The sequence below is a fragment of the Streptosporangium sp. DT93 genome (assembly GCF_049844535.1).
Classification (GTDB): domain Bacteria; phylum Actinomycetota; class Actinomycetes; order Streptosporangiales; family Streptosporangiaceae; genus Streptosporangium.
Genome location: NZ_JBNCLF010000025.1, coordinates 90,763 through 116,602, shown reverse-complemented (window position 1 = coordinate 116,602; position 25,840 = coordinate 90,763). Strand labels below are relative to the sequence as shown.

The window sequence follows — 25,840 nt, the reverse complement described above, 5'->3', positions numbered from 1 at the left end:
TGATAGGCTGGAAGTGGAAGCGCAGTAATGTGTGGAGCTGACCAGTACTAATAGGCCGAGGACTTGACCACAAAGCATCATGCTCGCGTCCACTAGGCAATTCTGAGACAGCAAACATTGTTTGTGTGTTTCATAGGGTTACGGCGGTTATGGCGAAGGGGAAACACCCGGTTACATTCCGAACCCGGAAGTTAAGCTCTTCAGCGCCGATGGTACTGCACCGGGGACGGTGTGGGAGAGTAGGTCACCGCCGGACAATCTTTTATGTGGGCCCTCACCGTTGGTGGGGGCCCTCATGCATTTCCGGGCTTCACGCGTTTCTGGGCTTCGCGCATCTTGCGGTGCTCTCACTACCGGTGGAGGCCTTCGTGGTTTCCTGTTTCGTGTGTTTCCTGAGGCCTTCACCGTGCGGTGGGGGTCTTTCGTGCTTTCCCGGGCTCCCGCCGTCGGCGAGCCGAATGCTCTCATCGGGCGATCACCCGCACATGAGTTTCCCCGCCGCGGAGATCGCCTGCCCAACCGCCGGGGAGTTGAGCTGCACCACCACCTGCCGGCGCCCGTCCTCGCTGCTCATCGCGACCCCGGAATACCCGTAGATCAGCCCGGAGTGGTTCCACACGCGGGCGCCGCAGGACAACCTGTCGGCGTACACGCCCATGCCACCCGACTGCTTCAGCGCGGACCCGTCCGGCAGAGGTGTCGCCCCTTTGCCGGCGACCCGCGTCCCCACCCCGGAGGGTCTCGTACCCCTGCCGGAGGTTCGTGGGCCCGGTGCGAAGAGGGCCTCATACAGGGTGCCCACGTCCCGGGTGGTCGAGACGAGGCCTCCGGCGGCCCAGAAGATGGAGGAGTTCACGGTCGTGGATCCGGGACCGTCGCCCTGCCTGCCCCGGGCCAGCCTCCCCGGCAGGAGGTCCCGGGGGAGTTCGGTGTCACGTAGCCGCAGGGGGCCGGTGACGCGCTCCGACAGCGCCTCGGAGTAGCTCTGTCCGGTGATCTTCTCGATGATCATGCCGAGAAGGATGAAGTTGCCGTTGGAGTAGCGGTTGACCCCCCTCTTCCCCGGCTTCCCGCCATAGCCGAGCAGTTCGCGTGGCGGCCAGTCACGCGTGTACTGGCCGCCGTCCACGACGGCGTCCGTGAAGCGGGAGTCGGTGAGGTAGTCCGGTATCCCGCTGGTGTGGGTGAGGAGTTGCTCGACGGTCACCCTGTCCGCGCCGGGCAGCACGCCGGGAAGGAGCTTCCCCAGCCTGTCGCCGAGCGCGAGCCGTCGCTCGCGGACCAGTTGCAGCACGATCGTGGCGGTGAAGGTCTTGGTGACGCTCGCGATCCGGAAACGGTGGTCGACCCGCATGGGGGTTCTCGCGTCGAGGTCGGCGAACCCGGCGGCGGCCTCCCGGATCCTCCCGTCGTCACGGACGTGGACGACGGCCCCCGGGGATCCGGACGACACCAGGTCGTCCGCGATGGCCTGGACGTCGGAGGCCGTTCCAGGGACCCCGGACGACCGTGGCGTGCCGGAGGGGGGAGGTGTGCCGGGCGTGGCGGTCACGGCCGTGCGGGTGGAGGGGGAGCAGGCGGTCACCGCGATCATCAGGGAGATCGCACCCAGAAGGGCCGCACGCATGCGATCTCCCCCTTTCCGTGTGCCCGCACCGTCGAGGTCATGACGGTACAAGCCCGTGGCCCGGAAGGGAACTTCCCGGAGGAAACGGACGGATGAACCCGTCCCCTGCGGGGCCCGCCCGACGCGATGAAGACGGCGGGAAGGCCCTTCGCGCGAGATCCGGGTGCGACGTTCGGGTCACCCCGGCGCGAGCCCGCCGTCCACTGCCCGTCCTGCCCGTCCTGCCCGTCCGCGACCCGTCCGCCGCCGTGCCCCGTGGACGCGAGACCACGCGACGGCCGTGCCCCGTGGACGCGACCGCGCGGCGACCGGCCGGGCGGGATCTCTGATGATTCTCTGATCTGCGCTGTCTAGCTTCGTGGTGAGCGATGTGCCGGTCATGCGACGGCGTGCCGCCTCGGACGAGTTCGAAGGCCCGCGAGGGTCCAGGAAACGCCTCGGAAGAGACCCCGAAGAGATCCGGAATCGCGGAGACGCCGCGCCGGCCCGCGTGAATCCAGAGGAGCCGACATGAACGTGCCCGTCGAGCCGCCGTTCCCGCACGCCTTCCTCGAAGCGCTGCGGAGCTCGCCCGGCGACCCGGCCTTCGAGCAGGGGGACAGGATCGTCTCGCGAGGCGAGCTGCTGGAGACGATCCGGCGGCTGGCGGGGGCGATGCACGACGCCGGGCTGGGGCCCGGCCGGGCCGTCGCCGTCCGCACGGGCGTCTCCCCCGAGGCGTTCGCCGCCCACCTGGCCGCCCACGCGCTGGGCTGCCGGGTCGTGGGCATGCGACCCGGCTACCCCGAGGCGCATCTCGCCCATGTGCTCGGGCTGGGGATCGACGCCCTCCTCCTCGACCGGTCCACCGTGACGCCGGAGCTGCTCCGGGCCGCCGGACCCGTCACGCTGCTCTCGCTCGGATCGTGTCCCTCGTCGGTGCCGGCGGTGGACCTGCTCGCCGGCACCGGCGAGGGGCGGCCCCTCGTCGTCGCGGCCCGCACGGACGACGTGGCCGCCCTGAGTTTCACCAGCGGCAGCACCGGCCGTCCCAAGGGCTGCGCGATCACCTACCGCGCGCTCGGCGAGCACTGGTCGTGGCAGCCCCGCCTGTGGTCCCCGGCCACGGCGGAGCTGGCCGCGGGCTTCGGGCGCTACATGCTGTTCGGCACCCTGGCGAGCATGGTGGTCATGGACTTCCTGGGACTGTGCCTGCTGGGCGGCGGCACCGCGGTGATCCCCGACGACGACGGGCGGCCCCTGTTCCCGTATGCGATCGAACGTCATCGGATCACCGGCTCCATCGTGACCGTGCCGCGGCTGTGCGCGATGCTCGACCTGCTCCGGGACGAGCCGGTCGACGTCGGCTGCCTGCGCGCGCTGATGGTCTCCGGGTCGCCGCTCGGCCCGGGGCGCCTGGCGGAGGCCGTGGACCGGCTCGGCCCGGTGGTCTACCAGGGGTACGGGCAGACCGAGGCGGGCCTGATCTCGGTGCTCACTCCCGCCGACATCGCCGCGTTTCCGGACGACGCCCCGCTCTCGGTCGGCCGGCCGTACCCGGGGGTCGAGATCAGCGTGCGCGACGAGGAGGGGCGCGAGGTGGCCGCCGGGGAGAGCGGTGAGGTCCACGTGCGCAGCCCGTACCTGATGTCGGAGTACTGGGGGGATCCGGAGGAGACCCGCGACACCCTCAAGGACGGCCTGCTGCGCACCCGGGATCTGGGCCACCTGGACAAGGAGGGTTTCCTGCACCTCGCCGGCCGCACCCGCGACGTGATCCTCGTCAACGCGATCGTGGTGTACGCGGGAGCCGTCGAGCGGGTGCTGAGCGGCCATCCCGACGTCGCCGAGGCGTACGTCGCCGGAGCCCCGGACGAGCTGACGGGAGAGGCCGTCCACGCGTTCGTCGTACCGGCCGAGGGCAGGGCCCCCGACCGCGACGCGCTGGCCGCGCTGGTGGGCGACGAACTCGGTGAGGGCAGCGTCCCCTGGACGATCACGGTGCTGCCCTCCGTCCCGGTCGCCGTGAGCGGCAAGCCCGACAAGCGGGCGCTGCTGGACCTGCTCGACCCGCGGGCTCTCTGATCGTTCTCTGAGAATTGCCCGCCAACACTGGGGACGTCCGTTCGACCGGATCGCTGTGACGGAGGTGTACGTGCCGGACGACGCGCTGGACTACGTGGTGATCGGTGCAGGCCCCGCGGGGCTGCAGCTGGGGTACTTCCTCGGCAGGGCGGGACGAAGCTACCTGATCCTGGAGGCGGGCCCCGCGCCGGGCACCTTCTTCCGGACCTTTCCGCGCCACCGGCAGCTCATCTCGATCAACAAGAGGTACACCGGGACCGACGACCCGGAGCTCAACCTGCGGATGGACTGGAACTCGCTGCTGTCGGACGATCCCGCCCTGCTGTTCACCCGCTACAGCGACCGCTACTTCCCCGGCGCCGACGACATGGTCCGCTATCTCGCCGACTTCGCCGCGGCCTGCGACCTGCGCGTCACCTACGACGCCCGCGTCTCCCAGGTCACCCGCGACTCCGGCACGGGTCACTTCCTGGTGACCGACGAGCGCGGCCGGACCCACGAGGCCAGGCGGCTGGTCGTCGCGACCGGGGTCAGCCGGCCCAACGTCCCGCCGATCCCGGGTATCGAGACGGCCGAGCCCTACGGCACCTTCTCCACCGACCCGTCCGGGTACGTGAACCAGCGGGTGCTCGTCATCGGCAAGGGCAACTCGGCGTTCGAGACGGCCGACAGCCTGGTCGAGACGGCCGCGGTGATCCACGTCGCCGGGCCGAGCTCCGTCCGGCTGGCGTGGCGCACCCACTTCGTCGGGCACCTGCGCGCGGTCAACAACAACTTCCTCGACACCTACCAGCTCAAGTCCCAGAACGCGATCCTGGACGGTGACGTCAAGCGGATCGAGCGCCAGGCCGACGGCTCCTACCTGGTGACGGTGAGCTTCGCCCGCGCCGACGAGGTCACCAAGGACATCCCGTACGACAAGGTGATCGTCTGCGCGGGTTTCCGGATCGACGCCTCGATCTTCTCCGACGGGTGCCGTCCGGAGCTGACGATCAACGACAGGTTCCCCGCGCTCACCCCCGCCTACGAGTCGGTGAACGTGCCCGACCTCTACTTCGCCGGGACCGTGACGCAGTCCCGCGACTTCAAGCGCGGCACCAGCGGGTTCATCCACGGCTTCCGGTACGGCACCCGGGCGCTGCACCGCATCCTGGAGAACAGGTACCACGGTGCCGACTGGCCCGGCCGTGAGCTCCCGGCCGATCCGGAGGCGCTCGCGGCGGCGGTGCTCGAACGGGTCAACCGCAGTTCGGCGCTGTGGCAGCAGTTCGGGCTGCTGGGCGACGTCGTCGTCCTCGACGGCCGCGGCGGGGCGCGCTACCTGGAGGAACTGCCGGTCGATCTGGAGGGGCCGCCGATCGGCGACGGCGGTCACTTCACGATCACGCTGGAGTACGGGCCGGAGCACGACAAGGTCGATCCGTTCGACATCGCGGTGGGCCGGATCCGGCAGAACGACGCCGAGCGCGCCTCCGAGGGCCACTACCTGCACCCGGTGGTGCGGCACCACCGGGCCGGCGCCCCGCCCGCCGTCCACCACGTCACCGAGAACCTGGAGAACGAGTGGACCTCCCGGGAGACGCACGTCGAACCGCTCCGCGCGTTCTTCGCCCGTCAGGTCGCCCCGGTCCCGGCGTGACGGACGCGAGGACGTCACGGGTGACGGACGGGCGCTCCCCGCATGTGACGGAGGGGAGAACACAGGTGGTCCCGGCGGCGGCGCGGACCCCGCGCGAGTTCGAGGCCGCGGCCCGCGCGCGCCTCGCCCCGGAGTACTACGACTACTTCGCCGGAGGCGCGGGGGACGAGGTCACCGTAGGGGCCAACGAGGCCGCGTTCGGGAGGCTCTCCCTGCTGCCGCGGGTGCTGCGCGGCACCGGGAGACCCCGGACCGACGTCACCCTGCCGGGCGGCCGGGCGGCCATGCCCGTGCTGGTGGCGCCGACCGCGTTCCACCGGCTCGCCGCCCCCGAGGGTGAGCGGGCCACCGCGCGGGCGGCCGCCGCCGCCGGAACGATCATGATCGTGAGCATGGCGTCCACCGTCGCCGTCGGGGACGTGGCCGCGGCGGCGCCCGGGGCCACCCTGTGGTTCCAGCTCTACGTCCAGCCGGACATGGCCTTCACCGAGACGATCGTGCGGCGCGCCGAGGCGGCCGGGTGCCGGGCGCTGGTCGTCACGGTGGACTCACCGGTCCGCGGCCTGCGGGACCGGGAGCGCCACCACGGCTTCCAGGACCTGCCCGAGGGGATGGCCTGCGAGAACCTGCGCGACGGCGGGCGGGTACGGCCGATCGTCATGTCGCCGGAGATCTCCTGGGAGCACATCGGCCTGCTCCGGGAGATGACGGCGCTCCCGATCCTCCTCAAGGGCGTCGCGCATCCCGCCGACGCGCGCCTGGCGCTCGACCACGGCGTCTCGGGGCTGATGGTGTCCAACCACGGCGGCCGCCAGCTCGACACGATCCCGGCCGCCGTCGACCTGCTGCCGGAGATCGTGGCCGCGGTCGGCGGGGCCGTCCCGGTGCTGATGGACGGGGGCGTCCGGCGCGGCACCGACGTCCTGAAGGCGATGGCGCTGGGCGCCGGCGCGGTCGCGGTCGGCCGCCCGGTGATCTGGGGCCTGGCCGCGGACGGCGAGCGCGGCGTGACCCGCGTGCTCGACCTGCTCCGCTCGGAGATCGAGCAGGCGCTCACCCTGTGCGGCTGCGCGTCGGTCCACGACCTCGACCCGGGAATGGTGCGGCGGTCATGCCGGTGAGCGCACCGGTGAGGGCGGTCGCGGTCGCCGCCGCCACGGCCACCGTGCTGAGCCTGCCCCGATGGCTCCCCGCCAGGATCGTGGCGCTGCGGACGCGGGTCTTCGCCCGGATCAACGGGGAGGAGGGGATCACCGTCCCCGGGGACCTGATCGGTGTCGAGAGGTTCAGGGAGGTCTACTCCCACCCGGCGGCGGGCGGCCGGAGCCGGGGGGCCGCGCTGTCGGACCTGTTCTGGTACTGGCTGTCGCCCGGCGCCGAGATGCACCAGGAACACCTCGAGGCGGGAGAACGGTACGACGCGGTCGCCCGGGCCACGCGCGGTTTCCTCTCCGTGCCGCGCGTGGAGGCCGAGGAACTCACCCGCCGCTGCGTCGCCCGGACGCTGCGGGACACGGTGGGGGACAAGGGGGGACCGGTCCGGCTGCGCGACCTGATGATGCCGGTCTGGGCGGAGTTCTACTACGAGCTCGTCTTCGGCGAGCCGTGCCCGCCGGTGGCGCGTGACCTGATCGTGGGCAACGCGGACGACGTCGTGACCGCGCTCAAGTGCTGCGGGCTGCGGCACATGGACCGGCGCGACCGGCTGACCCGCCACCTCGCCGGCCTGCTGCCCAAGGTGCGCGACCGGCTCCCGGAGGGGCTGTCGGCCCGGGAGCAGGCCCTCTACCTGCAGGGGACCTTCTTCAACACCGCGGTCGTCCAGATGTCGGAGGCGATGGCCCACCTGCTGATGGTCCTCGCCCAGCACCCGGACGCCCAGGCCGGGGTTCTCGCGGGCGACGAGCGGGGAGACGAGCGGGGTGGCGAGCGCGGCGACGGGCAGGGCGACGAGCGGGGTGGCGAGCGCGGCGACGGGCAGGGTGGCGAGCGGGGGGACGGGCGGGGGGACGAGCGCCACCTCGACCGCGTCATCTCCGAGACGCTGCGGCTCTACCCGCTCTTCGGTGTCGCCCACCGCGTCACCACCGGCGACATCCCCCTCGACGAGCACACGACGATCCCGGCCGGCTCGGTCCTGTGCTTCGACTATCCCGCCTTCCACCGCGAGGGCTTCTCCGACCCCGGCCGTTTCGATCCCGGCCGTTTCGGCGCGGACCGCTCGCACGCGAACCACTCGCATCTGGACCACTCGCACCTGGACCGTCCCGCTCGGCAAAGGCCCTCTCAGCAAAGGCCCGCTCGGGAACGGCCGGAGCCGGACCGCCCGGCCCCCGGCTGCCCCGCCTCCGGCCGTCCCGCCCCCGGCCGCTCCCTCCCGGCCCGGCCCGCGGCCCGGGAGCTCAACCACATCCCGTTCGGCGTCGCCGCCAACCGCCCCTGCCCCGCCTGGCGGCTGGCGCCGATCACCATGCGGGTCGCGGCGCGGGAGGTCCTGCGCGCGTACGCCCTCGACTCCTCCGCCTCCCACACCCGGTCGATGCCCAACCGGGGACCGTGCCTGCTCGTCCCGAGGGGTGCCCGCACGGGGGCGGCCCATCGGGCGACGCTGCGGTTCATGCGGTTCCGCGACCGGTGGGAGGACGTCTGGCGCAGCCTCGTACAGCTCGTCCTCGGCACCTACATGGTCTGGGACGCGCGCAGGCAGCGGCTGTGTGAGCGCCACTTCGCGGAGGCCGGCCGTCCGGCCGGCGCGGAGAGCAGATGATCGTCCGGACCACGAGCGGAGAAACGGTTATGCCCACCCTGGCACAGGTCACCGCCGACGACCCGAACCTCCAGCTGATCCTCAAAGTCCTGCCCGCCCTGGTCGTCATCCTGCTGGCCGCGGCGATCTGCGGCCGGCTGGCGATCATGCTGATGCAACCGCGCGTCCTCGGCGAGATGGTCGCCGGCGTCCTCCTCGGCCCGACGCTGTTCGGCCGGCTGTTCCCCGAGGCCCAGGCGGCCGTGTTCCCCGCCGACGTCAGGCCGGTCCTGTACGTGCTGAGCACCATCGGGCTGACGCTGTACATGTTCCTGGTCGGTGCCGGGATGGAACACGGCACGGGAACGGACGGCCAGGGCCGCCGGGCGGCGACGCTGGCCGTCTCCGGTATCGTCCCCGCCCTGCTCCTCGGCTCCTGCACCGGCCTGCTCCTGTGGGACATGCTCTCGCGCCCCGACGTCAGCCGGTGGGAGTTCGCCCTGTTCGTCGGGGGAGCGCTGTCGCTGACCGCCTTCCCCATGCTCGCCAGGATCCTGTACGAGCGGGGACTGGAGAACTCCCCCCTCGGGAGGCTGACCCTGGTGGCGGCCGCCATCGACGACGCCCTCGCCTGGTGCATCCTCGCCGTGCTGTCGGCGATGCACCTGGACGCGGGTGCCGGTGACGCGGTGCGCACCATCGTCCTGACGGCGCTGTTCGCGGTGGTGATGCTGAAGGTGGTCGCGCCGCTGCTGCGGCCCCTGGGCGAGGGCGTCGCGCGGACCGGCGGCCTCGGCCCCGGCGCCATGTACGCCGTCGTCCTGGTCCCGCTCACGGCGGGCTGGCTCACCGACTGGATCGGGGTCTACGCGGTCTTCGGCGGTTTCCTCGCCGGGCTGGCGATGCCCCGCGACCCGGCGTTCCGCAAGGCGCTGCACGGCCGCATGATGGACGTCGTCTCGACGCTGCTGCTGCCGGTCTTCTTCACCTTCTCCGGGCTGAACACCCACCTCGACGGCATCGCCGGCGGTCCCATGCTCCTGGCGTTCGCCGCGATCCTGGCCGCGGGCTTCTGCGGGAAGTACTTCGGCTGCTCGCTGTCGATGCGGGCGCTGGGATTCGGCTGGCGCGAGTCGTACGCGGTGGGGGCGCTCATGAACGCGCGGGGGCTGATGATCCTCATCTTCATCAACATCGGCCTGGCGCAGGGCATGATCACGCAGGAGCTCTTCGCCATCCTCGTGCTGGTGGCCATCATCACCACCGCGGGAGCCCTGCCGCTGTACAAACTCGCGCTTCCGGAGCGTCACGAACGCGCCCACGGATCCGAGCCTGCCGGACCGGACACCCGCTCCCTGGAGGAAAAGGCGGAGAAATCCCATTCCTTGTGACCGCCCGAACGCGGTGAACGCCCTGAACACCCCGAACGCAGCGCGAATATCGTTTCGTGATCGGCCGACCACGCTGCGAGCATTGCCGTGTAACTTTCAATTATTCTGGGAACTCTGGTAATTCGACGGGAGGAATGCCACGGTTGTTTCGTGGCTGTGACATGGGGGACATCCAGCTCGCTCGCTCGCCGGCTGCTCCTCGTCGAGGACGACCTCGAACTCGGGCACATGCTGGTCGGGGTGTTCACCGAGCAGGGATACACGGTCGACCTGGCCCCGGAGGGGCAGCGCGGCCTGCACCTGGGACTGAGCCGCCCGTACGACGTGATGATCGTCGACCGTGGTCTTCCGGCGGTCGACGGCATCGAGTTGCTGACGCGGCTGCGCCGGCGGGCCGTCACCGTGCCGGTGCTCGTGCTGACCGCCTTCGGCACGCTCGCCGACCGGGTCACCGGGCTCGACGCGGGCGCGGAGGACTACCTGGTCAAGCCGTTCGAGATCGACGAGCTGCTGGCCAGGGTGCGGGCGCTGCACCGCAGGAACCTCGACCACGCCAGGCTGCTGCCCCTCGGCGCCGGCTGGCTGGACTCCGACTCCCACATCGTGGGACTGCCGACCGGTGAGCAGGTGACGCTCTCGGGGCAGGAGTGCCGGCTGCTGAGCGCGCTGGCGACCCGTCCGCGGCAGGTGCACACGCGCGCCTCGCTGCGCCAGCGCGTCTTCGACGGCGCCCGGACGGAGTCGATCGTGGACACCTACGTCTACTACCTGCGCAACAAGCTGGGGGCGGACGTCGTGCGCACCGTGCGGGGCGTGGGATACCGCCTGGGCGGACTGTGAGGAGGCGCCGGCCTCACGAGCCGGAGCGCAGACTGCTGGTCCGGGCACGCCGCCGGATCACCGCGCAGGTGGCGGGCGCGATCTCGGTGATGTTCGCGCTCGTCGGGGTGATGGTGTACTGCGTCATCACCGGAGACCAGGACGCCTCCGCGCGGCGCGACCTGGCCGTCGCGGCCCAGCGCGCGCTCCTGTCGCGGCCCCCGCCCTGCGTCTGGCTGTTCGAACTGCGGGGCGGTACCGTGCTGAGATCTCCCGGCGCGCCGGCGGTGCTGCCGGTGCGCGCCGCGCTGCAGCGGGCCGCCGCAGGACACGAGCCCGGGGTCGGCCGGATCGAGATCGCCGGGCAGTCCTATCTCGTACGCACCCAGTGGCGTGGCGGCGTGGTGGTCCAGGCGGTGATGAACCTGCACTTCCAGGTCGCGGAGCGGCACCGCCTGCTGCGCGCGCTCGCCGCCGCGGAGGTCGCCGGCCTGATGGCCGCGCTGGTGGTCGGCCGGCTCGTCGCCCGGGGGGCGATCGCGCCGCTGGGAGAGGCCCTGATGCGCCGGCGCCTGTTCGCCGCGGACGTCAGCCACGAGCTGCGCACCCCGCTGACCCGCCTGCACGTCCGCGCCCAGATCGTCGCCCGCGGGCTGCGGCGGGGCAACGACCCGCTTCTCGTCGCGGACGAGGTCGACCGGCTGGTGAACGGCACCCGGCACCTGGGCGACGTGGTCGAGGATCTGCTGCTGTCGGTCCAGTTCGGTCAGCTTCGCCGGCCGTTCGGCCCGGTCGACCTCGCCGCGCTGGCCGAGGAGCTCGTCGTGGCCGAGGCGGCCCGCGCCGAGGCGCTCGGCGTGACGATCGAGGTACGGCGCCAGGGGCCGGGCGGTCATGTCGTGTGCGGGGCGCAGTCCGCGCTGCTCAGGGTGATCTCCGCGCTCCTCGACAACGCGCTCGCCCACACCCGTGCGGGCGGCCACATCCGGGTGGTCCTGTCCGGCGGCCCGGGGACGGTCCGGCTCGACGTCCGCGACGACGGTGTGGGTCTCGACCCCCGTGACGCCGAACGCCTCTTCAGCCGCTTCGTCGGCGGGGCCCGCAGCGGGGGCCTGGGCCTCGGTCTCGCCCTCGTCCGCGAGGTGGTGGACGGCCACGGCGGGACCGTCACCGCGGACGGGCGCCCGGGAGCCGGGGCGGTGTTCACCGTCCTGCTCCCCGCCGACCCCGCCGGGGCGGCGCGGCCGGACGGGATCCGAGGTCCGGGGCAGGGCCTCACCGGCACGGCGCGAGCGCGGGCCGCACGCGGCACGAAGACCGGTGAGGCCCACGCTCGGCTCGGTGATCCGAACGGAACCTAGTGGGGGGCGAGGTCCAGGTCCTTGATCCTGGGGTCGCCCTCGTCGGCGAAGTAGTGGTCGGGCTCGGTGGTGTCGTCACCGTCGTGTGCCTTGGCGGCGCGCGCGACGAGCGTGCCGATCGCGGCGACGGCCAGGTTGACCGCCAGCGCGAGGATGCCCACGTAGATCGTCATCTTGGTGTCCAGGCCCAGCTTCTCCAGCGGGAACGCCGACCCGGCGAAGTGCAGCTTGCCGGTGGCCGGGTTGCCGATGTTGTAGAGCATGAGCATCCCGGCCCCCATGCCGGCGGCCCAGCCGGCGATCAGGCCGACGCGGTGGAACCAGCGGGTGTAGAGGCCGAGCGCCACCGACGGGAGCGTCTGCAGGATGATGACGCCGCCGATGAGCTGCAGGTCAATGGAGAAACCGGTGTCCAGGAACAGGATGCACAGCACCGCGCCGACCTTGACGAGCAGCGAGGTGATCTTCGAGACACGGGCCTCGTCGGCGTCGCTCGCGTTCGGCTTGAGGTACTCCTTGTAGATGTTGCGGGTGAACAGGTTCGCCGCGGCGATGGACATGATGGCCGCGGGGACCAGCGCGCCGATGCCGATCGCGGCGTAGGCGACGCCGGTGAACCAGTCGGGGAACATCTTGTCGAACAACTGCGGCACGATCGTGTTGTTGTCCTTGCCGATGGGCGTGATGCCGGCCGCGATGGCCATGAGGCCCAGCAGCGCGATCAGGCCGAGCAGCAGGCTGTAGGCGGGCAGCGCCGACATGTTCCGCTTGATCACGCCGCGGTTCTTGGACGCGAGCACGCCGGTGATGCTGTGCGGGTACAGGAAGAGCGCGAGCGCCGAGCCCAGGGCCAGCGTGACGTACTGGAGCTGGTTGTTGGCGTTGAGCAGGATGCCGTCACCGGGAGCGGGGCTGGCGGCGAACTTGGCCTGGGCGGCGTCGAAGATGCCCGACCAGCCGCCCTCGATCTGGGCGGGGATCGCGAAGATCGCGACCAGGATCACGATGTAGATCAGCGTGTCCTTGACGAACGCGATCAGCGCCGGCGCGCGCAGGCCCGACTGGTAGGTGTACGCGGCCAGGATCGCGAACGCGATGATGATCGGCAGGTGGCCGGTCACGCCCATCGACTTCAGCACGGCCTCGATGCCGACGAGCTGGAGCGCGATGTAGGGCATGGTCGCGACGATGCCGGTGATCGCCACCAGCAGCGCCAGCGTGGGCGAGCCGAAGCGGGCCCGTACGAAGTCGGCGGGGGTGACGAAGCCGTGCACGTGCGAGACCGACCACAGGCGGATCAGCACCAGGAACACGATCGGGTAGACCACGATCGTGTACGGCACCGCGAAGAAGCCCATCGCGCCGGCGCCCCAGAGCAGGGCGGGCACGGCCACGAACGTGTAGGCGGTGTAGAGGTCGCCGCCGACCAGGAACCAGGTGACCCAGGAGCCGAAGTTCCGGCCGCCCAGGCCCCACTCGTCGAGGCTGGCCAGGTCGTTGGGACGACGCCAGCGCGCAGCCATGAAACCCATGCCGCTGACCAGCAGGAACAGTGCCGAGAAAACGATGATCTCGGTCAGGTGCGCTTCCATCGGGTCACCGCCGCCGCTTCGTCATCTGGTAGACGATCGAGGTGCAGGTGACGCCGATCAGGATGAAGGCGAGCTGGAGCCAGTAGAACACCGGGAAGCCGAGAAGCCGTGGTTCGTCGGAGTTGTACAGGAACGGCAGCAAAGGCAGGATGATCGGCACGACGAGCAGCCAGTTCCATGGGCTGCGATCGCTTCGACCCTCTTTTGGAGTGGTCAACACGGTCTCCTCGGTCTGGAAAGGGACGTCCCGACAGGACGGTCCCGTTCGGCTGACCGGCAGCGTAATTACACGACCGTTTCATTCAGGTCACCGAGCGCCGAGTGGAGTGGTCCGCGCGACGAACGGTAGGGGGGGCGCGTCCGTTCCGGACGTCACCGGCGTCCCCGGGGCGCGGCTCCGCGATCACCTGCGGTTCGGCGACGGATCCCGACCGGTCGCCGAACCGGGGATCGCCTCCCTTGACAGAGGGAGGGGCGTCGGGACGCGCAGGTCACACCGGGTGCGCCCCCGCGGTCCTCTCCGCGGCCGTCCTCGGCTCGTGCCGCACGTCGCCGGGCAGGGACGGCTTCCTGGTCCAGGCGGCGAACTCCACCAGGATCCCGTCGGGGTCCTTGAAGTAGATCGACCTGACGAAGACGCCCTCGTGCATCTCCGGGGCCACGCCGAACTCGCTGTCGTCGTGGTTGAGGATCACTCCCACGTCCACGCCCTTGGCGATCAGCCGGTCTCGGTACTCCTCGATCCGGTCCGGGGAGACGTCGAGGGCGACGTGGTTCATCGAGCCGACCGCGGAGAGCAGCTCACCCCGGTCGGGCAGGTTCTTCGGCGCGGAGATGCCGGGCACCGCCTCGGGCGCGTCCGGGAACCAGAAGAAGGCCAGCGCGTCACCCCCGCCGCAGTCGAAGAAGAAGTGCTGCCCCCACCCCATCGGCAGCTCGATCGTCTTGATCAGGGGCATGCCCAGGACGCCGGAGTAGAAGTCGACCGTCCGTCGCATGTCCGAGCACACCAGCGCCAGATGGTTGATGCCGCGAAGCTCGAACTCCGTGTTGTCCGCCATGGTCTTCTCGCCTCTCCCGAAACGGTCCTCACGCGGTAACCACCTGCTTACCACGTCCCGGGCCGGGAGGGACGCACCGAACCGGGCGGGTTTCCCTCGCCGGCGGGTCGTGACGGCGCCGCCGGTCGCGGCGGGGGGTGGAGGCGCCGAGCAGGACGGCGCCGAGCACCCCGGCCGCCCCGGCGAGCTGGCCGCCCGACAGGGACTGCCCGAGCACCGCCCAGCCGAGCCCGGCCGCGACCACCGGGCTGAGCAGCCCCAGCAGGGTGAGCCGGATCGGGGCCAGGGAGGTCACCCCGCGAAACCACAGGAAGTACGCCAGTGCCGTACCGGCGACGGTCAGGTAGCCGAATCCGGCGAGGTTCGTCCCGGTCGGTGCCGGTGGCATGCCCTCGACGAGGAGCGTGGCGGGCAGCAGGAGCAGCCCTCCGGCGGTCAGCTGCCAGCCGGTGAGGGCCAGCAGGGCGGTGCCGCGCCGGGCGTACCCCTGCGGGGTGCCCCAGCGCCGGCCCAGGACGGTGCCCAGCGACATCGTGACCACCCCGCCGCCGGCGGCGGCCAGCCCGAGCGGATCGAGCGCCACGGCCGAGCGCAGCACCAGCAGCGCCACCCCGGCGACCCCGATCACGGCGGCGGCCACGGAGCGGGACGGCGGGCGCTCGCCGAGCAGCGGGAACGCCAGGGCCGCGACCGCGAAGGGGGCGAGCCCGCCCACGACGGAGGCGACCCCGCCGGGCAGGCGGTAGGCCGCGACGAACAGCAGGGCGAAGAACAGGCCGATGTTGAGGGTGCCGAGGACGGCCGAACGCCACCACCAGGCTCCCCGGGGCAGCGCGAGCCGCCCGCCGAGCACGGCGACGGCGGCGCAGAGCAGCAGGCCGGCCGGCAGGGCCCTGACCGCGCCGGCCAGCAGCGGGCGATGGTCGGGCAGCAGCTCCGTGGTCACCAGGTACGTCGTGCCCCACAGCATCGGCGCGAGGGCACTGGTCGCGACCAGCCGCATGTCTCTCATAACTAAGTATCTTAGCTCTAAGCTAATTATCCGCAAGCTATCCTGGGCGCGTGACGGAGGACGTGACGGAGGACGTGACGGAGGACGTGACGGAGGACGTGACGGAGGACGTGAAAGAGGACGTGAAAGAGGACGTGACAGGGGGCGCCGTTCGCGACGACGTCGACCGCATCGTCATGCAGTGGGCGCGCGAGCGTCCCGAGCTGGAGACCGGGGCGATGGAGGTGTTCGGCCGCATCGGCAGGCTCGCCCGTGTCGCCGGCGACATCCAGGAGGCGGTGTACGCCGGTTTCGGGGTCAGCCGGGGGGAGTTCGACGTGCTGGCGACGCTGCGCCGGGCGGGGGCGCCGTTCCAGCTCTCCCCGAAGGAGCTGTCGGCCTCGCTGATGCTGACCTCGGGAGGCATGACGGGGCGGCTCGACCGGCTGGAGCGGGCGGGGCTCGTCACCCGTTCCCCCGACCCGGAGGACCGGCGCGCCCTGGTGATCACCCTGACCGATCGCGGGCGCGAGGTGGCCGACGGGGCGGTGGCGGCCGGCCTGGCGGCCCAGCGCGAGGTGTTCGACCGGCTCCCCGCCCGTGACCGCGAGCGGCTCGCCGGCCTGTTGCGCGACCTGCTCGCGGCCACGGGCTCCGACTCGTCCGGTCCCGGCCGGTCCGACCGGCCGGCCTGACGGGGGCTCGGCTCGGCCGGTTTGGGAGAGGTTCGGGTGAGTTCGCCTGATTCGCCTGATGGGGGACTGGTTTCGGGAGGGCCGGTAGGGGGGTGGATCCGGTGGATTCTGCCCTCTCTGTCCCGACGGCTTGACCCGTAGGATATCTCCTACCTATTGTTCGGGCATGGCGATAACCCACATTCAGGTGCTCTCCCTGCCCGTCGCGGACCAGGAGCGGGCCAGGAACTTCTACGTCGGCACGCTCGGCTTCGACCTCGTCGGGGACAACCTCATGGGCCCCGACCGGCGGTGGGTGCAGGTGGCCCCCAAGGGTGCCGCCACGTCGATCACGCTCGTGTCCTGGTTCGACACCATGCCGCCCGGCTCCCTCAAGGGCCTGGTGCTGGAGACCGACGACCTCGAGGGCGACGTCGCCGCGCTGGGCGAGCGCGGCGTGGCCGTCGAGGGCGGCATCCAGGAGTCGCCCTGGGGCAGGTACGTCACGTTCGACGACCCCGACGGCAACGGGATCGTGCTGCAGGCCACGGCGGCGGACGTGTCCGCCCGTGGCTGAGGCGGACGTGTTCGCCGCGGTGGCGAGCCCCACCCGGCGGCGGCTGCTCGGCCTGCTCCTGGAGCACGGTCCCACACCCGTCCAGGAACTGGCCGACCACTTCGACATGCGCCGCCCGAGCCTGTCGGAGCATCTCAAGGTGCTCAAGGACGCGGGCCTGGTGGTCGAGCGCAGGGCGGGCAGGCAGCGGCTGTACTCCCTGCGCCCCGAGCCGCTGCGGGAGATGTCCGCCTGGCTCACCCCGTACGAGAGGTTCTGGCGGGAGAGGCTCTCCAGCCTCCGCGATCTCCTGGACGCCGAGGACGCCGAGGACGCCGAGGATGCCGAGGACCGTGATGTCTGACCCCACCGTGATCAGGACCGACCAGTACCTCGCCCACCCGCCGCGCAAGGTCTGGCGCGCGCTCACCGACCCCGGCCTGCTGGCGCGCTGGCTGATGCCGTGCGACTTCAGGCCGGTCGTCGGTCACCGTTTCACGTTCAGGACCGAGCCGCGGCCGAACCGGGGCTTCGACGGCGTCGTGCACTGCGAGGTCCTCGCCCTCGACACCGAGCGCCTGATGCGGATCTCCTGGTGCGGCGGGGGGCTCGACACCACGGTCACCTGGACGCTGGAGGCCGAGGGGCACGGCACCAGGCTGTTCCTGGAACACGCCGGTTTCGACCCGGACGACCCGATCCAGCGGAGCACGTACACCATTCTCGACGGCGGCTGGCGGTCACACGTCCTGAGCAGGATCGAGAAGGTGCTGACGGACGCCTGAGGTCCCTTCCGGAGAGCACGGCCCTCAGGCGGGTCGTGCCCTCCGGAAGGGGCGCTTTCCGGAGGGCACGACCACCGGGGAAGGCGCGACTCCTTTCGAGGGCAGGGCGTTCCCCGAAAGGCCGGGCGTTTTTCGGAGGGCACGGGGACCGTCCCGGCCGCGTCCTCCGAGGAGTCGCCGAAACATGACAGAGGATGTCCTCTTTTCGCGCCACGCTCGCACCATGAACAGAACGCTGGAAGGAAAGGTGGCTCTCGTCGCGGGGGCGACGCGGGCGACGGGCCGGGGGATCGCGGTGGAGCTGGGCGCGGCGGGCGCCACCGTCTACTGCACCGGCAGGAGCACCCGGCAGGGGAGCTCGGAGATGAAGAGGCCGGAGACGATCGAGGAGACGGCCGAGCTGGTGACCGGCGCGGGCGGGAAGGGCATCGCGGTCCAGGTGGACCATCTGGAGCGGGAACAGGTACGCGCCCTGGTGGAGCGGATCAGGCGCGAGCAGGGCAGGCTCGACCTCCTCGTCAACGACGTCTGGGGCGCCGACCCGATCACGGAGTGGAACGTCCCGATCTGGACGCACTCCCTCGACGACGGCCTGCGGATCCTCCGCCTGGCCGTCGACACCCACCTGATCACCAGTCACCACGCGCTGCCGCTGCTGATCGAGAACCCCGGCGGCCTGGTGGTCGAGGTGACCGACGGCACCCTGGCGTACAACCTCGCCAACTACCGGCTCTCGGCCTTCTACGACCTGGCCAAGATCTCGGTGAACCGGCTGGCGTTCATCCAGGACCACGAGCTGCGCCCGCACGGGTGCGGCGCGGTCTCGCTGACCCCGGGCTGGATCCGCTCGGAGAGCATGCTGGAGGGTTTCGGCGTCACCGAGGAGAACTGGCGGGACGCCACGGTCGCGCAGCCGCACTTCGTGATCTCCGAGTCGCCCGCCTACACCGGCCGCGCGGTCGCCGCCCTGGCCGGCGACGACGACCGGATGCGCTGGTCGGGGCAGACCGTCTCCAGCGGGCAACTCGCCCAGGTGTACGGCTTCACCGACCTCGACGGCAGCAGGCCCGACGCCTGGCGCTACATCGAGGAGGTGGAGAGCAAGGGCAAACCCGCCGACGCCACCGGTTACCGCTGACCGCCGACCCCACCGGCTACCGCCGACCCCACCGGCTACCGCCGACCCCACCGGCTACCGCCGACCCCACCGGCTACCGCCGCCCGCCGGCGCCACCGCTGCCGCTGATCGCCGACGCGACCGCCGATCGATACCGTCGCCCGCCGACGCGACCACGGCCGCTGATCGGTGACGTCACCGCTGCCCCGCGCGCCCGTCAGCCGTACAGGTCGCGCAGGAGGGCGGCGGCCTCGACGAAGCGGGCGCGCAGGGCGGGCGGGCCGAGGACCTCGGCATCCGGGCCGAAGCGGAGGATCTGGCCGAACGCCACCTCGGGCGACTCGACGGGCAGGCGGATCGTGATCCTGCCCTGCTCGTCGGGCTCGGTGGCGGACGCCAGTGCCTCGGCGAGGCCGGCGGGGTCGGAGAAGAGGGGGAGCAGGCGGTACCCGGCGGGACTGAGCCGGACGGTGACGCGATGGGCCAGCAGGGAACCGGCGAACCGGGCGGCCCTCTCGCCCCAGAACGCGGCCAGGTCGAAGGTGCCGTCCCGCTCGAAACGCCGGTCGGAGTGGATCTCGATCTCACCGAAGCGATCCACGCGGTAGATCGCGTGTCGGGTCGCGAGGTACCAGACTCCCGCCTTGAGCACCAGGCCGTACGGCTCCATGGGCCGCCGATCGTCCCCGGACGTCCCGGACGTCCCGGACGTCCCGGGAGGTCCGGACGGCCCGGACGGCCCGGACGGCCCGGACGGCCCGGACGGCCCGGGAGGTCCGGACGGCCCGGGAGGTCCAAGGGGATTCGCCGGACCGGCCGTCCCGTCCGGCGTCGTGGATCCGCCGGGTGTCGCGGGGGTGGCCGTGCCGTCCCGCGTCGTGGACCCGGCGGGTTTCGCGGGGCCGGGCGTCCCGTCCCGCGCGGGGCGCCGGTAGGCGGCGGTGATCGGGTGATCCCCCCAGACCGCCCTGGCCAGCGGTGCCAGCGCGGCCGGTGGAGGCCGCTCGCTCACGAACCAGCCAGGGGCGTCCAGATGGAAGCGCTGCGCCGCGGTCGCGGGGGCGTTCCGGAGATCGGGGGAGAGGGCGGCCGAGGCCTTCAACCGCGCCGTGGCCGCCACCTCGCCGAGGCCCATCTCCCGCAGGGCCTCCGGAACACCCGACAGGAACAACGCCTCGGCCTCGGCGCGGTCCAGGCCGGTGAGGCGGGTGCGGTACCCGTCCAGCAGCCGGTAGCCGCCGCCGCGCCCGCGGTCGGCGTAGACCGGCACGCCCGCCTCCGACAGGGCCAGCACGTCGCGGTGGACGGTCCGCTCGGAGACCTCCAGCTCCCGGGCGAGGCCCGCCGCGGTCATCCCGCCACGTGCCTGGAGCAGCAGCACCAACGACATCAACCTGGCCGCGCGCATCCCCCGACCCTAACGCGGCGCGTCGGCCTCGTGATCGTGACAGGACGGCCGGGGGCCGGACAGCAGGACGGGACCGGGCCGGGACGAGGACGGAGGGCGGGGCCGGGACGGCAGCAAGGAGCCGGGAGGGGCCGGGAGCGGTGGATCGGGACGGGGCGAGGACGAGAGGGGCGGTGGGAAGGGATCGGGGCCGGCCGGGAGCGGTGGGTCAGGACGGGACGAGGGGCAGCACGATCGCCGAGGGGTGGGACGCGTCGTGGAAGACCTCGTGGTCGGTCGCGACCATCGTCCTGCCCGTCCCCAGCGGCTCACCGGTGCCGAGGTTGCGGGCGATCCTGGGATAGGCGCCGCCGGCGACGTGCAGGCGGATCCGGTGGCCCCGGCGGAAGCGGTGGCCGATCGGCCACAGGTCCACCCGGACCCGCCGGATGCCGTCGGCCCCGGCGACGGGATCGCCGGGGACCAGCCGCCGCACGCCCTCGCACACGTTGTAGGAGGCGCCCGACGGGTGGACGTCGCAGACCCGGACCACCACGTCGCCGTGCCCGGTGCCGGAGCGCACGTACAGGTCGGCGGAGACCGGGCCGATCATCTCGGTGTCCCGGCGCAGCGCGGGGCCGGTGTAGACGAGCACGTCGCGCCGGGCCTCCAGCCTCCGGTTGTCGCGCGGCTGCGAGTCGCCCAGCAGGACCGGCCCGGCCAGGGAGGGCGTCGGGTGCGCCGGGTCGTAGCGGAACCGGTCCGGGAGGGACGCCGCGCCGGCCGGGGCGTCCGGGGAGAGACCGAACCCCGGCCGCAGGTGCCAGCGCTGCTCCCGCATGCCCGGAACCGGCCAGTCGGGATGGTCGCGCCACTCGCCGGCGCCCGTGACGTACAGCCTGACGGGCTGCTCGCGCAGCCCCGACGGGTCGCCGAGCAGGTGGGCCCTGAACCAGGCCAGGGCCTCGGCGTCGGCCACCCGGCCGTGGCGCGGGTCGGCGTGGTACCACGGGCCGATCGTCAGGTACGGGCGCCGCCCCGCCGCCCGCATCGCCGTGTAGTCCTGGATCTGCCAGGGCAGGAACACGTCGTACCAGCCGCCGACCATGGTGACGGCGGCCTCCACCTCGCCCACCGAGGCGGAGAAGTCACGCCTGCCCCAGTAGGCCGCCGGGTCGCCGTGATGGGTCAGCAGGTCCTGGAAGAACGGCATCCCCCTGCCCGCCGACAGCACGTCCATCTCGCCGGGCGGGCGCCCGGACAGGGCCGCGCGCCGCGTCCTGCGCGGCGCGAGCAGGGCGGCGGCCCCGCCGAACGGCCGGTCCATGAGGGCCGTCAGCGTGCTCCACATCAGCGACGACTCCAGGGCGAACGCCCCGCCCACGTAGGCGGCGTCCCGGAACTGGGAGGCGGTCACCGAGGTGGACATCGCCTTGAGGTCCGGTCCGGCGAACGGGGCGATCGCCCACTGGGCATACCCCAGGTAGGAGGGGCCGTGCATGGCCAGGCTCCCGCCGTACCAGGGCCGGCCGCGCAGCCAGGCCAGCGTGGCCAGCCCGTCCTCGTGCTCGTGGCCGAGCGGGTCGAGCAGCCCGCCGGAGCCGAACCCGCCCCGGCAGCTCTGCATCACGACCTGGAACCCCCGGCGGGCGAACCCGCGCCCGAAGGCCATCCCGAACACGCCGCGCCTGCCGTACGGCGAGCGGATCAGGATCGTGGGGGGCCGGACCGCGCCGACCGGCGCGTAGCGGTCGGCCAGCAGCGTGACCCCGTCGGCCATCGGCACCGGAAGGTCGCGTTCGACCGAGACCCGGTGGACGGCCGTCCGCGGCCATGTGATCGTCGCCATGCGCCTCCCTCCGCGCCGTTCCCTCCCTCCTACTGGTAACAGAACGAGGATCGGCGGGGCCAGTGCGGACGGGTGCGAGGAACGTCACTCCCGCCCGCGTGTCCGTTCACACGGCCGTCCGGGCCGCCGCCCCCGCCACGGATTCGCGGGTGCCCGGCGTGGCCGTCTTGCATGATCACCGCTGTCGCCGGTACCCTGGCCTCATGCGACACCCGCTTACCCTTCAGTGGTGGCGCCGCTTCTAGGCGGCGCAGGTTTCGCATTCGCGAGCAGACGGACGGCCGCCCGGAGAGGCGGCCTTTTGCGTGTCCGCTCCCTCTCCGGGCCTCAGAAGATTCAAAGGGGCGATACCGCAGTGGAGACGAGCCGATATACCACCGCCGGCGGCATAGGGGTCGAGGTCACCGCGTCCGACGTGCCGGAGACGGTGCTCGAGGACGTCGTCACGACCCTCGGCGAGCGCCGGGGCGGGGTGCTCTCCTCCGGGATGGAGTATCCCGGCCGATACAGCAGATGGCACCTGGCCTACGTCGACCCGTGCCTGGAGATCGTCGCCAGGGGGCGGCGGATCTCCGCCAGGGCGCTGAACGCGCGCGGCAGGGTCGTGCTCCCGGCCGTCGTCTCCTGCCTGCTGGCGGCGGGGAAGCCGGTCGAGGAGCCGACCGCCGACCACGTCGAGGTCCACGTGGCCGCGTCCGAGGAGATCCTTCCCGAGGAGCTGCGCAGCCGCCGTCCCACGGTCTTCACCGCGATCCGTGAGGTCATCGCCGCCTTCCACGGCGAGAACGAGCACCTGGGACTGTACGGCTCCTTCGGCTACGACCTGGCCTTCCAGTTCGAGCCGATCAGGCAGGTGCTGCAGCGGGCCGCCGACCAGCGCGACCTGGTCCTGCACCTGCCCGACCGGATCATGGTGATCGACCGGAAGCGGGAGACCAGCAAGGAGTTCCGCTACGAGTTCACCGTGGACGGCGTCTCCACCCACGGGCTGGCCCGCGAGGGAGAGGCCGTGCCGTTGCCCCCGGCGCCGTCCGAGCTCCCCGCCGACCCCGAGAGGGGCTCCTACGCCGAGGTGGTCGCCGCGGCCAAGGAGAAGTTCGCCCGCGGTGACCTGTTCGAGGTCGTCCCCGGCCAGGTCTTCCACGCCCCCTGCACCGACCCGGCCGCCTTCTACCGGGGACTGCGCAAGGTCAACCCGGCGCCGTACGAGTTCCTGTTCAACCTCGGCGAGGGCGAGCACCTGGTCGGCGCCTCCCCGGAGATGTACGTCAGGGTCAGCGGCGACCGCGTCGAGACCTGCCCCATCTCCGGCACCATCGCCCGCGGCGCCAACCCGGTCGAGGACGCCGACGCGATCCGCACCCTCCTGTCCAGCGTCAAGGAGGAGTCGGAGCTGACCATGTGCACCGACGTGGACCGCAACGACAAGTCCCGGATCTGCGTGCCCGGCTCGGTCCAGGTGATCGGCCGCCGCCAGATCGAGATGTACTCCCGCCTGATCCACACCGTCGACCACATCGAGGGCAGGCTGCGGCCCGGGTTCGACGCGCTCGACGCCTTCCTCACCCACATGTGGGCCGTCACCGTCACCGGCGCCCCCAAGACCTGGGCGATGCAGTTCATCGAGGACCACGAGGCCACCACCCGCCGCTGGTACGGCGGGGCGGTCGGCTACATCGGCTTCGACGGCTCCATGAACACCGGCCTGACCCTGCGGACCGCGCAGATCCGCGGCGGCGTCGCCACCGTCAGGGCCGGGGCCACGCTGCTGTTCGACTCCGACCCCGAGGCCGAGGAGCGCGAGACCGAGCTCAAGGCCAGCGCCCTGCTCGGCGCCCTGGCGGCGGTCGGCGCGGCCCCGCAGGAGCAGGCCGCGCCCGCTCCGGACGCCGAACGGCCGGGAGAGGGGATGAAGGTGCTGCTCGTCGACCACGAGGACTCCTTCGTCAACACCCTCGCCGACTACTTCCGCCAGCAGGGCGCCGAGGTCGTCACGCTTCGCCACGGCTTCCCCGCCGAGATGATCGACGAGATCGCCCCGTCCCTCGTGGTGCTCTCGCCCGGTCCCGGCTGGCCCTCCGACTTCGGCCTGCCCGGCCTGGTCGGCGCGCTCTACGAGCGCGACCTGCCGGTGTTCGGCGTCTGCCTCGGCCTGCAGGGGATGGTGGAACAGGCCGGCGGCGCGCTCGAACTGCTCTCCTACCCCGAGCACGGCAAGCGCGGCAGGGTACGCAGGCTGGGCGGCAGCGCGCTGCTCGACGGGCTCCCCGAGGAGTTCACCGCGGCCCGCTACCACTCGGTCCACGCCAAGCAGCCGGGCGTGATCGGCTTCACCGCCACCGCCCTGACGCCGGACGGCGCGGTGATGGCGATCGAGGACGTGGAACGGCGCCGCTTCGCCGTGCAGTTCCACCCCGAGTCGATCCTCACCGCCGAGGGCGACGCCGGCGCGAAGGTCATCGCCAACGTCCTCCGGCTGTGCCGCCCGACCGTGTGAGAGGCCCGTCACCCGACCGGGTGAGAGGCCCGTCACCTGATCGTGCGAGGGTCCCGCGTCGCCCGGTCGTGTGAGAGGCCCGTCACCCGATCGTGCGAGGGTCCCGCGTCGCCCGACCGTGTGAGAATCCCGTCCTCGTTCATGTGAGAGCCCGGCCCCGGCCTGGTGAGGACCCCGCCGCCCGGTCGTATGAAAACCCCGCCGCCCGGCCGGGTAAAGAACTCCTACAGCGGGCCCGGCGCTCACCGGGCCCGCCCCTAGAGTTCTCGCAGACGAGGGCCGGGCGGGAACGCGAGGCGTGTGCGTGTGCCGCCGGGTCCGGCCGGATCGGGCGGCACGTCGCGGACGGGGGGAGCGGGCATGAGGCCGGACGGCGTTCTGCCCGTCGATTTGCCCGACGTCGTACGGGAGGCGCTGCTGGCGCCGCTGGTCGACCAGAACTGTCACGGCGTACGCCGCGACGACCTGAACCGGGCGCGGTTCGAGACGCTGCTCACCGAGACGGGCGTCCCGGCGCCTCCCGGAACCACGCACTTCGACACCCCGGCCGGGGCCGCGGTCCGCCGCTGGTGCGCGCCCGTCCTGGATCTTCCCCCGCACGTGCCGCCGGCCGTCTACCTGGCCCGGCGGGCGGAGCTGGGGGCCGCCGAGGTGAACCGGCGGCTCCTGGGCGCCGCCGGGATCGCCACCTTCCTGTTCGACGACACCGAAGACACCGAAGACACCGGCCACACCGGCCACACCGGCCACACCGACGGCACCGGCCACACCGGTGACGCCAAAGGCTCCGGCGGACCCGGTGGTTCCGGTGGTCGTGGTGCCTGTGAGGTGCTGCCGCCGGTGGAGATGGGGCACGCGGGCGGGGCGAACGCCGTCCAGGTGGCGATCGTCGAGCGGGCCGAGGAGGAGGTCGCCGGGAGCGCGGTCTCCGCGGTCGGCTACGTCTCCGCCCTCCCCCAGAACCTCGCCGCGCGGGCCGCCCGCGCCGTCGCCCTCAAGTCGGTCACCGCCCACCGGGGACTCCGTCCCGACGTGACCAGGCCGAGCAGGGGAGCGGTCATCGCGGCGGCGGCGCGGCGGCTGGCCCGTCCCGGGGAGGGCCTCACCGACCAGGTGCTGCTGCGTCACCTGCTCTGGACGGCCGCGGACGTCGCCAGGGAGTACGGGCGGCCGCTGCAGTTCCTCGCCGGGCACTCCGGCCCCGCCACCGACTTCGTCGCGGCCGTACAGCCGATGGGCGTTCCCGTCGTCCTGCTGCGCTGCCACCCGTTCCACCGCGGGGCGGCCCACCTGGCGAGCACCCTGCCGCACGTCTACATCGACGTGGGAGCCGCCCCGGCCCGCGGCGTCACAGGATCGGCCGCCGTGATGGCGGAGCTGCTGGAGTCGGTGCCGTTCCACCGGCAGGTGTTCGGCTCCGGCGGCCACGGCGTGGCCGAGACCTGCCACCTCGGCGCCCTGCACTACCGGCGCGGCCTGGCCGGGGCGCTGGCCGCGCGGCTGGCCGACGGCGAGTGGAGCACGGCCGACGCCGCCCGGGTCGCCCAGATGATCGGCTCCGGCAACGCCCGCCGCCTCTACCGGCTGTGAGGGTTCCCCGCCGGGAACCTGCCGATCCCGTGGGCCCTCAGGAAGCCGGGGACCTTGCGGGGCCGTGGCCCGACGATCCCCGGGGTTTCTGATT

The 25,840-nt window shown here is 72.2% G+C and carries 21 protein-coding genes and 1 rRNA gene; 15 read left to right on the top strand and 7 right to left on the bottom strand.

Annotated elements, in window-relative coordinates; translation table 11 throughout:
* Window positions 1-139: 139 nt before the first annotated feature.
* Window positions 140-256 (top strand): 5S ribosomal RNA (gene rrf, locus ACLQ2R_RS35385).
* 219 nt (window positions 257-475) lie between these two features.
* Here the strand turns inward: rrf and ACLQ2R_RS35380 are convergent.
* Window positions 476-1,627, bottom strand: coding sequence for a serine hydrolase domain-containing protein (locus tag ACLQ2R_RS35380; protein ID WP_425965775.1), 1,152 nt, complete (start codon window positions 1,625-1,627; stop codon window positions 476-478).
* A gap of 510 nt (window positions 1,628-2,137) precedes the next feature.
* On the opposite strand from ACLQ2R_RS35380, the gene ACLQ2R_RS35375 reads away from it, so the two are divergent.
* The 7 genes from ACLQ2R_RS35375 to ACLQ2R_RS35345 all read left to right on the top strand — a co-directional run bounded on the left by ACLQ2R_RS35375 (window position 2,138) and on the right by ACLQ2R_RS35345 (window position 11,647).
* Window positions 2,138-3,691, top strand: coding sequence for a class I adenylate-forming enzyme family protein (locus ACLQ2R_RS35375; protein ID WP_425965774.1), 1,554 nt, complete (start codon window positions 2,138-2,140; stop codon window positions 3,689-3,691).
* A gap of 55 nt (window positions 3,692-3,746) precedes the next feature.
* Window positions 3,747-5,330: an NAD(P)-binding domain-containing protein gene (locus ACLQ2R_RS35370; protein ID WP_425965773.1), complete on the top strand. Its 1,584-nt coding sequence runs from the start codon at window positions 3,747-3,749 to the stop codon at window positions 5,328-5,330.
* Window positions 5,331-5,395: 65 nt separating this feature from the next.
* Window positions 5,396-6,451: an alpha-hydroxy acid oxidase gene (locus tag ACLQ2R_RS35365; RefSeq protein WP_425965772.1), complete on the top strand. Its 1,056-nt coding sequence runs from the start codon at window positions 5,396-5,398 to the stop codon at window positions 6,449-6,451.
* Entirely contained in the window at window positions 6,442-8,097 is a 1,656-nt protein-coding gene (locus ACLQ2R_RS35360) for a cytochrome P450 (RefSeq protein WP_425965771.1), read from the top strand. Before ACLQ2R_RS35365 ends, ACLQ2R_RS35360 begins: the two co-directional genes overlap by 10 nt.
* 29 nt (window positions 8,098-8,126) lie before the next feature.
* Window positions 8,127-9,467, top strand: a complete 1,341-nt coding sequence (locus ACLQ2R_RS35355; protein ID WP_425965770.1) for a cation:proton antiporter — start codon at window positions 8,127-8,129, stop codon at window positions 9,465-9,467.
* Window positions 9,468-9,617: 150 nt separating this feature from the next.
* Entirely contained in the window at window positions 9,618-10,307 is a 690-nt protein-coding gene (locus ACLQ2R_RS35350) for a response regulator transcription factor (RefSeq protein WP_425965769.1), read from the top strand.
* Window positions 10,304-11,647: a sensor histidine kinase gene (locus ACLQ2R_RS35345; RefSeq protein ID WP_425965768.1), complete on the top strand. Its 1,344-nt coding sequence runs from the start codon at window positions 10,304-10,306 to the stop codon at window positions 11,645-11,647. Before ACLQ2R_RS35350 ends, ACLQ2R_RS35345 begins: the two co-directional genes overlap by 4 nt.
* Here ACLQ2R_RS35345 and mctP read toward each other — a convergent pair.
* The 4 genes from mctP to ACLQ2R_RS35325 all read right to left on the bottom strand — a co-directional run bounded on the left by mctP (window position 11,644) and on the right by ACLQ2R_RS35325 (window position 15,312).
* Window positions 11,644-13,239 (bottom strand): monocarboxylate uptake permease MctP, encoded by a 1,596-nt coding sequence (gene mctP / locus ACLQ2R_RS35340; protein WP_425965767.1) that lies wholly within the window; start codon window positions 13,237-13,239, stop codon window positions 11,644-11,646. The genes ACLQ2R_RS35345 and mctP overlap by 4 nt on opposite strands.
* Window positions 13,240-13,243: 4 nt before the next feature.
* The gene (locus ACLQ2R_RS35335) at window positions 13,244-13,456 is read right to left on the bottom strand and encodes a DUF3311 domain-containing protein (RefSeq protein WP_425965766.1); all 213 of its coding nucleotides are present in this window, start codon (window positions 13,454-13,456) and stop codon (window positions 13,244-13,246) included.
* 274 nt (window positions 13,457-13,730) lie between these two features.
* The gene (locus ACLQ2R_RS35330) at window positions 13,731-14,300 is read right to left on the bottom strand and encodes a VOC family protein (RefSeq protein ID WP_425965765.1); all 570 of its coding nucleotides are present in this window, start codon (window positions 14,298-14,300) and stop codon (window positions 13,731-13,733) included.
* Between the two features lie 28 nt (window positions 14,301-14,328).
* Window positions 14,329-15,312, bottom strand: coding sequence for an EamA family transporter (locus ACLQ2R_RS35325; protein ID WP_425965764.1), 984 nt, complete (start codon window positions 15,310-15,312; stop codon window positions 14,329-14,331).
* Window positions 15,313-15,362: 50 nt separating this feature from the next.
* Here ACLQ2R_RS35325 and ACLQ2R_RS35320 point away from each other — a divergent pair, with 50 nt between their 5' ends.
* From ACLQ2R_RS35320 to ACLQ2R_RS35300, 5 genes are all read left to right on the top strand, one after another.
* Window positions 15,363-15,986, top strand: coding sequence for a MarR family winged helix-turn-helix transcriptional regulator (locus tag ACLQ2R_RS35320; protein ID WP_425965763.1), 624 nt, complete (start codon window positions 15,363-15,365; stop codon window positions 15,984-15,986).
* A gap of 166 nt (window positions 15,987-16,152) precedes the next feature.
* Window positions 16,153-16,542 (top strand): VOC family protein, encoded by a 390-nt coding sequence (locus ACLQ2R_RS35315; RefSeq protein WP_425965762.1) that lies wholly within the window; start codon window positions 16,153-16,155, stop codon window positions 16,540-16,542.
* Window positions 16,535-16,885 carry an ArsR/SmtB family transcription factor gene (locus tag ACLQ2R_RS35310; RefSeq protein WP_425965761.1) on the top strand — a complete coding sequence of 117 codons (351 nt, stop codon included), beginning with the start codon at window positions 16,535-16,537 and terminating at the stop codon, window positions 16,883-16,885. The genes ACLQ2R_RS35315 and ACLQ2R_RS35310 overlap by 8 nt, the downstream gene beginning before the upstream one ends.
* Complete coding sequence (locus ACLQ2R_RS35305; RefSeq protein WP_425965760.1) at window positions 16,878-17,306, top strand: SRPBCC family protein; 429 nt, start codon at window positions 16,878-16,880, stop codon at window positions 17,304-17,306. The genes ACLQ2R_RS35310 and ACLQ2R_RS35305 overlap by 8 nt, the downstream gene beginning before the upstream one ends.
* A gap of 223 nt (window positions 17,307-17,529) precedes the next feature.
* Window positions 17,530-18,444, top strand: a complete 915-nt coding sequence (locus ACLQ2R_RS35300; protein WP_425965759.1) for an SDR family oxidoreductase — start codon at window positions 17,530-17,532, stop codon at window positions 18,442-18,444.
* Window positions 18,445-18,640: 196 nt separating this feature from the next.
* Here ACLQ2R_RS35300 and ACLQ2R_RS35295 read toward each other — a convergent pair whose 3' ends face one another.
* Window positions 18,641-19,831, bottom strand: a complete 1,191-nt coding sequence (locus tag ACLQ2R_RS35295; protein WP_425965758.1) for a helix-turn-helix transcriptional regulator — start codon at window positions 19,829-19,831, stop codon at window positions 18,641-18,643.
* 208 nt (window positions 19,832-20,039) lie between these two features.
* Complete coding sequence (locus tag ACLQ2R_RS35290; RefSeq protein WP_425965757.1) at window positions 20,040-21,659, bottom strand: CocE/NonD family hydrolase; 1,620 nt, start codon at window positions 21,657-21,659, stop codon at window positions 20,040-20,042.
* 355 nt (window positions 21,660-22,014) lie between these two features.
* Between ACLQ2R_RS35290 and ACLQ2R_RS35285 the strand changes: the two genes are divergently transcribed.
* Window positions 22,015-24,156, top strand: a complete 2,142-nt coding sequence (locus ACLQ2R_RS35285; RefSeq protein ID WP_425965756.1) for an anthranilate synthase component I — start codon at window positions 22,015-22,017, stop codon at window positions 24,154-24,156.
* A gap of 360 nt (window positions 24,157-24,516) precedes the next feature.
* The gene (locus ACLQ2R_RS35280) at window positions 24,517-25,746 is read left to right on the top strand and encodes an amidohydrolase (RefSeq protein ID WP_425965755.1); all 1,230 of its coding nucleotides are present in this window, start codon (window positions 24,517-24,519) and stop codon (window positions 25,744-25,746) included.
* Window positions 25,747-25,840 lie beyond the last annotated feature (94 nt).

Excerpts from the sequence above, each read along its gene's own strand:
- mctP (WP_425965767.1), bottom strand. The coding sequence starts at position 13,239 with ATGGAAGCGCACCTGACCGAGATCATCGTTTTCTCGGCACTGTTCCTG.
- ACLQ2R_RS35325 (WP_425965764.1), bottom strand. The coding sequence starts at position 15,312 with ATGAGAGACATGCGGCTGGTCGCGACCAGTGCCCTCGCGCCGATGCTG.
- ACLQ2R_RS35315 (WP_425965762.1), top strand. The coding sequence starts at position 16,153 with ATGGCGATAACCCACATTCAGGTGCTCTCCCTGCCCGTCGCGGACCAG.
- ACLQ2R_RS35360 (WP_425965771.1), top strand. The coding sequence starts at position 6,442 with ATGCCGGTGAGCGCACCGGTGAGGGCGGTCGCGGTCGCCGCCGCCACG.
- ACLQ2R_RS35375 (WP_425965774.1), top strand. The coding sequence starts at position 2,138 with ATGAACGTGCCCGTCGAGCCGCCGTTCCCGCACGCCTTCCTCGAAGCG.
- ACLQ2R_RS35305 (WP_425965760.1), top strand. The coding sequence starts at position 16,878 with ATGTCTGACCCCACCGTGATCAGGACCGACCAGTACCTCGCCCACCCG.
- ACLQ2R_RS35280 (WP_425965755.1), top strand. The coding sequence starts at position 24,517 with ATGAGGCCGGACGGCGTTCTGCCCGTCGATTTGCCCGACGTCGTACGG.
- ACLQ2R_RS35295 (WP_425965758.1), bottom strand. The coding sequence starts at position 19,831 with ATGCGCGCGGCCAGGTTGATGTCGTTGGTGCTGCTGCTCCAGGCACGT.
- ACLQ2R_RS35330 (WP_425965765.1), bottom strand. The coding sequence starts at position 14,300 with ATGGCGGACAACACGGAGTTCGAGCTTCGCGGCATCAACCATCTGGCG.
- ACLQ2R_RS35380 (WP_425965775.1), bottom strand. The coding sequence starts at position 1,627 with ATGCGTGCGGCCCTTCTGGGTGCGATCTCCCTGATGATCGCGGTGACC.
- ACLQ2R_RS35355 (WP_425965770.1), top strand. The coding sequence starts at position 8,127 with ATGCCCACCCTGGCACAGGTCACCGCCGACGACCCGAACCTCCAGCTG.
- ACLQ2R_RS35290 (WP_425965757.1), bottom strand. The coding sequence starts at position 21,659 with ATGGCGACGATCACATGGCCGCGGACGGCCGTCCACCGGGTCTCGGTC.
- ACLQ2R_RS35300 (WP_425965759.1), top strand. The coding sequence starts at position 17,530 with ATGAACAGAACGCTGGAAGGAAAGGTGGCTCTCGTCGCGGGGGCGACG.